Raw genomic sequence first — 8875 nt, 5'->3', positions numbered from 1 at the left:
GCCTTTCAACCCGGTGTCCCTGGCGATCGGCGCCGAGGCGTCGTTCGTCGCGCGGACCGTCGACTCCGACCGTAAGCACCTCACCTCGGTGCTGCGCCAGGCGGCCGACCACCCGGGCACGGCGCTGGTGGAGATCTACCAGAACTGCAACATCTTCAACGACGGCGCCTTCGAGGTCCTCAAGGACAAGCAGCAGGCCGAAGAGGCGGTGATCCGCCTGGAGCACGGGCAGCCGATCACCTTCGGCGCGGGCGGTTCCAAGGGCGTCGTGCGCGACCCGGCCACGGGTGACCTCAAGGTCGTCGCGGTGACCGAGGACAACCAGGCCGACGTCCTGGTCCACGACGCGCACGCCGCGTCCCCGACCACGGCCTTCGCCCTCTCCCGCCTCGCCGACCCCGACACCCTCCACCACACCCCCATCGGCGTCCTGCGCGACGTCGAACGCCCCGTCTACGACACGCAGATGGCCGACCAGCTCGACGCCGCCATCGAGCAGAACGGCAAGGGCGACCTCGCCGCGCTGCTGGCGGGCGGCGACACCTGGACGGTCGTGGGCTGAGCCCGCCTCCGCCTCGTACGAGAGCCCCGGGCACGAGTTGCGCCCGGGGCTCTCGTGTCACCGGTCACGCATCGGGGATGTCCCTCTTGGCGCGGATCAGCGTCTCTCTGCTGATGATCACGATGCGCTCGTAGTCGGCCCGGCCGGCGTCCGAGGGCAGCGACGGCTCCAGCACCGCCGTGGCCTCGGTACCCATGACGGCGAAGCTGCCGTCGCTCAGCTCGAAGAGGTCGGGACAGGTCTCACCGTTGGTGCAATCCCTCAGCTGAGGAGCTGTTCCGATTCGGCGGGTGATGCGCGCGGTCGAGAGATCTTCGCTCAACTGAACTGCCCCTTTGCTGCTGCCCGGTCCGGGCCAAATCCCGGTCCAACGAGACGGTCCCCATTTCGACACGGGCGGCGAACCCAATGAAGACTGAAACCACTCGTCTGTAGGGCGGCAGCGGCTGCGTGACCTGCACGCACCGCCCAGGGGCGGACAGAAGCGCACACAGGGCGGACGTCAGCTCATTCGCGCTCCGCTCCGTCCGGCGGGCCACCCACGACCCACCACTCCTCGGGATCCTCGGCGAGCTCGGCGAGCACGCCGTCCACCGCCCTGCCGACCCGCCCCTCCAGGGATTCGGCGGGCAGGCTGCGCCGGTGGTCGACCGTCCGGGCCCAGTAGGCGGCGAAGACCGCGTTGCGGCAGAGCACCCGTAACGCCCCTACCAGTTCGTCCCAGTCGTACATGCCGACGCGGTAGGCCAGGACGCTCACCGCGTACTCGCGGTTGCTGAACAGCATCTGCCGGCGTTCGCGCTCGGACAGTCCGTCGAGCGTGCTCATCGCGGCTCCCAGGTCCGGATCGTCGATCGCCCGGTCCAGCTGGTCCGCGATCAGCCGGTGGTACTGGATGAGGTTGGCCCGACGAATCTCCTGCCGCAGTTCGGTCAGTTCACGTGCCAGTACGTCGACCAGGTCCCGATCCCGCTGAAGGCGGTTGGCACTCCGGCCGGACCGGGAGCGCGCCCACCGGGGCGGCACTATCCGTATGGCCATGTCAAAGCAAACCCCCCAGGTCGGCGCAGCGGGGTTGGCGCCCTAGGGAGCGTCTGCCCCTCATGGGCCCTGCGCATGCCGGGCCGAACGGCACCGAGTGCCCCGGGAGCGGGGCCGGAAGGCCCAGTTACGTCAGGAGGACGACCCGGGAGCCCGGGACTCGTCGTACGCCTCTCGCGCCCTGACCACCGCCGGCAGCCGCCGCTCCGTCCACTCGGCGAGCGAGCGGACCTGCGCCGCGGCCTCCTGGCCCAGCTCGGTGAGCGAGTAGTCGACGCGCGGCGGGATCACCGGCTTCGCGTCGCGGTGCACCATGCCGTCGCGCTCCAGGGTCTGGAGCGTCTGCGTGAGCATCTTCTCGCTGACGCCGCCGATCTCCCGGCGCAGCTCGCTGAACCGGAAGGAGCGCTCCTGCAGCGCCAGCAGCACGAGCACGCCCCAGCGGCTCGTGACGTGTTCGAGGACCAGCCGCTGCGGGCAGAGCCCGCCGGCACTGTCGAGCGTCCACTGCCTCACCCTGCTTACCGCCATGGAAGTACCTTACTTCAAAGTGGGTACTTACGGATCCACAGTGCACCCCTTACGGTGAGGAAGGAAACACCGCACCGAAGGAGATTTCAGACATGAGCCTCGTCGTCACCGGAGCCACCGGCCAGCTCGGCCGTCTCGTCGTCGAAGGACTGCTCGACGCGGGCGTGCCCGCCGGGGAGATCGCCGCCGTCGTGCGCGACAAGGAGAAGGCCGCGGACTTCGCCGAGCGCGGCGTCGAACTGCGCGTCGCCGACTACAGCGCGCCCGCGACGCTGACGGACGCCTTCCGGTCCGGTGACCGGGTGCTGCTGATCTCCGGCAGCGAGGTCGGACAGCGGGTCGCCCAGCACCGGGCCGTGATCGACGCCGCGAAGGCCGCCGGCGTGGCCTCGCTCGCGTACACCGGGGTGCTCGGCGGGCCCGACGCCGACTTCGCGCTGGCCGACGAGCACAAGGTCACCGAGCAGGCGGTCCTGGACTCGGGCCTGCCGTACACGTTCCTGCGCAACGGCTGGTACCACGAGAACTACACGCAGAACCTCGCCGCCGTCCTGGAGCACGGCGCCGTCGTGGCGTCCGCGGGCGAGGGCCGGATCGCCTCCGCCTCGCGCGCCGACTTCGCCGCCGCGGCCGTCGCCGTGCTGACCGGTGAGGGCCACGAGAACCAGGCGTACGAGCTGAGCGGCGACGACGCCTGGTCGCTCGCCGAGTACGCCGCCGAGGTCGCGAAGCAGTCCGGCAAGGACGTCGTCTACCGCGCCGTGACGCCCGCGGAGAACCGGGAGGTGCTGCTCGGCGCCGGGCTGCCCGCCCCGTTCGCCGACATCCTCGTGGGCGTCGACACCGCCATCGAGCAGGGCCTGCTCGCCCGCCGGAACGGGGACCTGGCGCGGCTCATCGGACGCCCCACGACACCGGTCGCCGAGGCCGTCGCCGACGCCCTGAAGTAGCCCGCCGACGTCGCAGGTCAGGACGTCAGGACCGTATGGCGATACGGGCATGACACGCACCGCCCCGCGGCGCTACCTTCATGGGTGGCCGCCGCGGGGCTGCCGGGTGTCTGGAGGAGGACGGCGTTGGCCGAGAAGGAAAAGCAGGACGGGCGCGTCGGACTCCTCAACGGATTCGCGGCCTACGGCATGTGGGGCCTCGTGCCGCTGTTCTGGCCGCTGCTCAAGCCCGCCGGCTCGGTGGAGATCCTGGCCCACCGGATGGTGTGGTCGCTGGCCGTCGTCGGCGTCGCCCTGCTCTTCGTACGCAAGTGGGGATGGGCCCGGGAGCTGCTGCGGCAGCCGAAGCGGCTCGGTCTGGTCGTCATCGCCGCCGCCGTCATCACGGTCAACTGGGGCGTCTACATCTGGTCGGTGAACGCCGGGCACGTGGTGGAGGCCTCGCTCGGCTACTTCATCAACCCGCTCGTCTCCATCGCGCTCGGCGTGCTGCTGCTCGGCGAGCGGCTGCGGCCCGCGCAGTGGACGGCCGTCGGCGTCGGCCTGCTCGCGGTCCTCGTGCTCGCCATCGGGTACGGGCAGCCGCCGTGGATCTCGCTGGTCCTCGCCTTCTCCTTCGGGACGTACGGGCTCGTGAAGAAGAAGGTGAACCTCGGCGGCCTGGAGTCGCTGGCCGCCGAGACCGCCGTGCAGTTCCTGCCCGCGCTCGGCTATCTGATCTGGCTCGGCACCCAGGGCCGGTCGACCTTCGGCGGCGAGGGCGTCGGCCACGCCGCGCTGCTCGCCTCCACCGGCGTCGTGACGGCCATTCCGCTGGTCTGCTTCGGGGCCGCCGCGATCCGGGTGCCGCTGTCCACGCTGGGGCTGCTGCAGTACCTCGCGCCCGTCTTCCAGTTCGTGCTCGGAATCGTGTACTTCCACGAGGAGATGCCGCCGGAGCGGTGGGCCGGGTTCGGGCTCGTATGGGTGGCGCTCGTCCTTCTCACCTGGGACGCGTTGCGCTCCGCTCGGGCCGGGAGGGTTCGGCTGGCCCGGGCGGAGGCGATTGCCGTCGCGACGTCGGCGGAGGCCGGGGTCGATGGAGTGGTTCAGCGGGAGTCGGCCGTCTGAGCCACTGCGTCTGCCGGAATCGTGTCGCGTCGGCGGGTGCGGGTTGTGGTGGGTTGCTCGCGCCGTTCCCCGCGCCCCTTGCGCAGGCCTCCTCCCAGCAGCAGCGCGCCTGTCGCCACCATCGCCACCGGGACCATCAGTGCCCACCTGAACGCCGACAGGGTCGCCTCCGGTGTCGTGCCGTGCAGCGTCAGGCCGTACACCGCCGTCACCGCCGAGATGCCGAGGGCCGAGCCGAACTGGGTCGCCGTGTTCAGCAGGCCGCTGGCCAGGCCCTGCTCGTGTTCGGCCACGCCGTCCGTCGCCGCGATGGTCAGGGGGCCGTACGCGAGGGCGAAGGCGGTGCCCGCGAGGATCAGGGTCGGGAACATCGCCGCGTACGTCCAGTCCAGGCCGACCGGCAGGAACAGACCGTAGGCGAGGACCGCCAGGAGGAAGCCGCCGAAGGCGACGCGGACGTTGCCGAAGCGGTTCACGAGGCGGGGCGTCAGGGTGGGGGCGAGTACCGCGTCGCAGCCCATGACGATCAGCGCGATCGCCGTCTGCAGCGAGGACCAGCCGCGCAGCTCCTGGAGGTACAGGGTCAGCACGAACTGGAAGCCGAAGAAGGCGCCGACGAACAGCAGGGCGCCGAGGTCGGCGCGGACCGTGGCCCTGTTGCGGAGGATGCCGAGGCGGACCAGGGGCGTCTTTCCGCGCCGTTCGACGGCGACGAACACCGCCAGCAGGAGCAGCCCCGCCGCCACCGCGCCCAGCGTCAGCCACCAGCCGTCCAGGCCGTGCTCGAGGCGTACGACGCCGAAGGCGAGCAGCAGCATCGCGCCGGCCGCCGTGAGCGCGCCCGGGACGTCGAAGCCGGCACCGGTGCGGGCCGGGGCGCTCTGCGGCGGGATCAGCCGCAGCGCCGCCACGAGGATGGCCGCGGAGAGCAGGACCGGGGCGAAGAAGACCCAGCGCCAGCCCAGTTCGGTGAGGACGCCGCCGATGACCAGGCCGAGCGAGAAGCCGCCCGCCGCCGTCCCCGCGAAGACCAGCAGCGCCTGGTTGCGGCGCGGCCCCTCCTCGTACGAGGTGGTGATCAGGGAGAGCGCGGCCGGGGTCATGAACGCCGCCGCCACCCCGGTCACGAACCGGGCCACGATCAGCATCCACTCGGCCGTGGCGAAGCCGCCGAGCCCGGAGAAGAGCAGGAAGACGGTGAGCCAGGTGAGGAACATCCGGCGGCGGCCGAGCAGGTCGGCGGCGCGGCCGCCCAGGAGCGTGAAGCCCGCGTAGCCGAGCACGTAGGCGCTCATCACCCAGGATGCCGCGCCCGTACCGAGTTCCAGATCGGATCTGATCGAGGGCACCGCCACGGCCAGCATGGCCACGTCGATGCCTTCGAGGAAGATCGTGCTGCACAGGACGAGCAGGAGGGCCCAGGCGCGGGTTCCGTGGAGTGCGGTCATGACGGGTGTCTCCTCAAGTCGCTTGCCGACAGGGGTGGTTACCGGAGTGAGGGTCGGTTCCCTCTTGTAACCACTGGAATCCTGCGGCAGCATCGACAGGCATGGAAGAAGGCACTTCTAAGTCACCCGGTTACTGCGCGAATACCGCCTCCGACAAGGACTACGGCGACGCCGACCCCTTCCAGTGGGACACCCGCGAGGACTGCGAGGTGCGGCAGATCCTGGACCGGATCGCCGACAAGTGGTCGCTCCTGGTGATCGCGCTGCTCGACACGCGGTGCCTGCGCTTCATGGAGCTGCGCCGCGAGATCGACGGGATCAGTCAGCGGATGCTCACCGTCACGCTCCGGCAGCTGGAGCGCGACGGGCTGGTGAAGCGGACCGTGCACCCGGTGGTGCCGCCGCGCGTCGACTACGAACTCACCGCGCTGGGCGGCACGTTGCACCGCACGATCCAGTCCCTGGTGACGTGGACCGAGTCGCATCAGGGCGAGGTCGCGGCGGCCCGGATGGCGTACGACGCGCGGACCGCCGAAACCGAGCACGCGGACGCCTGAGCCGACCTATAAAAGGCCCATGACCTTTGACTGGAAGCTCGTCATGGACGCCCGCGACCCGCATGCACAGGCCGAGTTCTGGGCCGCCGCGCTCGGCTACGAGATCGAGGACAACGCCGCCCTCGTCGAGCGACTGCTCGGGTTCGGGGCGGTGCGCGAGGACGAGACCGTGGAGTTCCGGGGGCGCAGGGCCTTCCGGGACCTGATCGCCGTGCGGCACCCCGACGACCCGGTGGACGAGCAGACCGGGAGCGGGCTCGGCCGCCGGATCCTCTTCCAGCGCGTGCCGGAGGCCAAGACCGGCAAGAACCGGCTGCACCTCGACATCCACGCGGGCACCGAACGCCGGGCGGCCGAGGCCGACCGGCTGGTCGGTCTCGGCGCGCGGGTGCTGAACACGGTCAAGGAGCAGGGCGGCGAGTGGGTGACGATGGCCGATCCCGAGGGGAACGAGTTCGACGTGCAGTGACCGGGTCCCGCCGGACGCCTAGGCGTCGAAGTCGGTGCCGCGCGAGACCTTCTCCCAGGCGGTCAGCTCGGCCCTGACCGCATCGAGGTGACCGGTGAGGAAGTCCACCGCGTCGCCGCCGAGGGGCAGCCGCAGCGGGGTGTCGTCGGCGGCCAGGGCGAGGCGGATCGCCGCGGCGGCCTTCGCCGGGTCGCCGGGCTGCTCGCCGCCGGCGCCCCGCACCATCTGCCGGGTGACGCCGACCTTCTCCGCGTACGCCGGGTGCTCGTCGGAGAAGTAGGCCGCGTCCTTGGCGAACAGGTTCGTGCGGAAGGCGCCCGGCTCCACGATCAGGACCTTGATGCCGAACGGCGTCACCTCGTCGGCGAGCCCCTCGGAGAGCTGCTCCAGGGCGGCCTTCGTCGCGCTGTACGCGGAGAAGCCGGCGAAGGACAGCTGGCCGCCGAAGCTGCTCATGTTCACGATCGAGCCGCTGCCGCGCTCCCGCATCTGCGGCAGCAGCGCCCGGGTCAGCCGCGCCGGGCCGAAGACGTGCACCTCGAACAGGTCGCGCAGTTCCGCGTCGGTGGTCTCCTCGAAGGCGCCGACCTGGGTGCGGCCCGCGTTGTTCACGAGGACGTCGACCCGGCCGTACCGGGACAGGACGTCCGCGGCCACCGCGTCGATCCGCTCGCCGTCGGTGACGTCCAGGGCGATCGCCTCGATCCGGTCGGGGTGCGCGGCGACCAGGTCGGCGAGGCCCTCGGGCCTGCGGGCCGTGCCGATCACCGTGTCGCCGGCGGCGACGGCGGCCTCGGCGATGGCCCGCCCGAACCCGCTGCTCGCGCCGGTGACCAGCCAGACCTTGGCGTCGCCGTTCTTCTTCGCGCTCATGTTCCGGTCTCCCTCGTCACTGTCGTCAACTGCCGTTCGGGGCTTCCCCGTTGGCGGTTCGTCTGCGGTTCCCATCCTTCTTCCGCGGACCCGGTCGCGTCCAAGACCCCTTGTGATAGCCATGAGTTATGGATGTCCACGGGCGCGATCTGCGCTACTTCGCCGCGGTCGCCGACGAGTTGAACTTCACGCGGGCCGCCGAGCGGCTGTATGTCTCCCAGCCCGCGCTGAGCAAGCAGATCCGGATGCTGGAGAAGCAGCTCGGCGCCGAGCTGTTCGTCCGGGACCGGCGGTCGGTGCGGCTGACGGCGGTGGGTGAGGCGCTGCTGCCGCACGCCCGCGGGGTGCTGGCCGCCTGGCAGGCCGCACAGACGGCGGTGGAGGAGGCGCGGGCCGCCGAGCGGGACACTCTGGTGGTCGGCATGTCGACCAGCCCCGGCCGCGGTCTGCTGCCCGCGCTGCGGACCCGGCTGATGTCCCGCCACCCGGCCGCCCGGCCCGTCCTGCGCCAGGTCAACTGGGCCGATCCGACCGCGGGGCTGGCGGACGGCTCCAGCGACGTCGCCTTCGTCTGGCTGCCGCTGCCGGACGACGAGCGCTACCGGTCCGTGGTGGTGGCGAGCGAGCCGCGGCTCGTGGCGCTGCCGCCGGGGCACCCGCTGACGGCGCGGGCCGCCGCGGACCCGGAGGGCGCGGTCGACTTCCGCGACCTCGCCGACGAGCCGTTCCTCGCGCTGCCGCCGGAGGCGGGGCCGCTGCGGGACTACTGGCTCGCCCTGGACGCGCGGGACGGGCGCGCGCCACGGATCGGCGGGGTGGTGGCCAGCGCCGAGGAGACCCACGAGGCGGTCGCCAACGGCCAGGGCGTGGTGCTGCTCGCCACCGGGAACGCTCCGCTGATCGTCCGCGACGGGGTGACCGCGGTGCCGGTCAGGGGCATCACGCCGTCCCGGCTCGCGGTGGCCGCGCGCCGCGACGACGAGCGGGCCCTGGTCCGCGCGTACCTGGCCGCGGCGCGGGCGGTGGGGGCCGCGGAGGTCTGAGCGGGCGGAGTTCCGGCCGGGCGGGGCCCTGGCGAGCGGGGTTGTTCCGGACACGTCAGCCACCGGATGGTTCACCGTCGTACGACTTCAGGGGCGCGGCCTCCGGAATCCGAACACCCCTGACCGGAATCGGCTCTTGACCCTTCGTCAGCCGCGCCGGACCATCGGGCAGCCCGAATCCCCGTACGCCCAGTGCACCACCGAGGAATCAGGAGCCCCCCACATGCCCCTGCACCCGACCCGTGTGCGCCTCGCGAGCGCCGCACTGCTCACCGTCGCCGGCCTCGTCGC

The 8875-nt window shown here is 71.7% G+C and carries 10 protein-coding genes and 1 pseudogene; 6 read left to right on the top strand and 5 right to left on the bottom strand.

Annotation, left to right across the window (positions count from 1 at the left end; translation table 11 throughout):
* Positions 1-562, top strand: a pseudogene (locus M4J07_RS44750) (2-oxoacid:ferredoxin oxidoreductase subunit beta); the annotation flags it as partial.
* A gap of 64 nt (positions 563-626) precedes the next feature.
* Here M4J07_RS44750 and M4J07_RS44745 read toward each other — a convergent pair.
* The 3 genes from M4J07_RS44745 to M4J07_RS44735 all read right to left on the bottom strand — a co-directional run bounded on the left by M4J07_RS44745 (position 627) and on the right by M4J07_RS44735 (position 2134).
* Entirely contained in the window at positions 627-884 is a 258-nt protein-coding gene (locus M4J07_RS44745; protein WP_255982530.1) for a hypothetical protein, read from the bottom strand.
* Positions 885-1069: 185 nt separating this feature from the next.
* Positions 1070-1603, bottom strand: coding sequence for a DUF6082 family protein (locus tag M4J07_RS44740; RefSeq protein ID WP_255982528.1), 534 nt, complete (start codon positions 1601-1603; stop codon positions 1070-1072).
* A gap of 132 nt (positions 1604-1735) precedes the next feature.
* The gene (locus tag M4J07_RS44735; protein ID WP_255982526.1) at positions 1736-2134 is read right to left on the bottom strand and encodes a winged helix-turn-helix transcriptional regulator; all 399 of its coding nucleotides are present in this window, start codon (positions 2132-2134) and stop codon (positions 1736-1738) included.
* A 92-nt stretch (positions 2135-2226) separates the two neighbouring features.
* On the opposite strand from M4J07_RS44735, the gene M4J07_RS44730 reads away from it, so the two are divergent.
* A complete protein-coding gene (locus M4J07_RS44730) occupies positions 2227-3084 on the top strand; it encodes an SDR family oxidoreductase (protein ID WP_255982524.1) in 858 nt (285 codons plus the stop codon).
* Positions 3085-3210: 126 nt separating this feature from the next.
* Complete coding sequence (gene rarD / locus M4J07_RS44725) at positions 3211-4194, top strand: EamA family transporter RarD (RefSeq protein ID WP_255982522.1); 984 nt, start codon at positions 3211-3213, stop codon at positions 4192-4194.
* Here the strand turns inward: rarD and M4J07_RS44720 are convergent.
* On the bottom strand, positions 4173-5642 hold the full coding sequence (locus M4J07_RS44720) for an MFS transporter (RefSeq protein WP_255982520.1): 1470 nt from the start codon (positions 5640-5642) through the stop codon (positions 4173-4175). The two genes, rarD and M4J07_RS44720, sit on opposite strands and share 22 nt — an antisense overlap.
* Before the next feature lie 101 nt (positions 5643-5743).
* On the opposite strand from M4J07_RS44720, the gene M4J07_RS44715 reads away from it, so the two are divergent.
* Both M4J07_RS44715 and M4J07_RS44710 read left to right on the top strand, forming a co-directional pair.
* A complete protein-coding gene (locus M4J07_RS44715) occupies positions 5744-6199 on the top strand; it encodes a winged helix-turn-helix transcriptional regulator (protein WP_255982518.1) in 456 nt (151 codons plus the stop codon).
* A 19-nt stretch (positions 6200-6218) separates the two neighbouring features.
* Complete coding sequence (locus tag M4J07_RS44710; protein ID WP_255982515.1) at positions 6219-6668, top strand: VOC family protein; 450 nt, start codon at positions 6219-6221, stop codon at positions 6666-6668.
* 18 nt (positions 6669-6686) lie between these two features.
* On the opposite strand, the gene M4J07_RS44705 is transcribed toward M4J07_RS44710, so the two are convergent.
* Positions 6687-7541: an oxidoreductase gene (locus M4J07_RS44705; protein ID WP_255982513.1), complete on the bottom strand. Its 855-nt coding sequence runs from the start codon at positions 7539-7541 to the stop codon at positions 6687-6689.
* A gap of 128 nt (positions 7542-7669) precedes the next feature.
* Between M4J07_RS44705 and M4J07_RS44700 the strand changes: the two genes are divergently transcribed.
* A complete protein-coding gene (locus M4J07_RS44700; RefSeq protein WP_255982511.1) occupies positions 7670-8584 on the top strand; it encodes a LysR family transcriptional regulator in 915 nt (304 codons plus the stop codon).
* The last annotated feature ends 291 nt before the right edge of the window (positions 8585-8875 follow it).

Source organism: Streptomyces longispororuber, assembly GCF_024448165.1.
GTDB lineage: Bacteria > Actinomycetota > Actinomycetes > Streptomycetales > Streptomycetaceae > Streptomyces > Streptomyces longispororuber_A.
The sequence above is the reverse complement of the archived record's forward strand: the minus strand, read 5'-3'. Positions and strand labels throughout refer to the sequence as shown.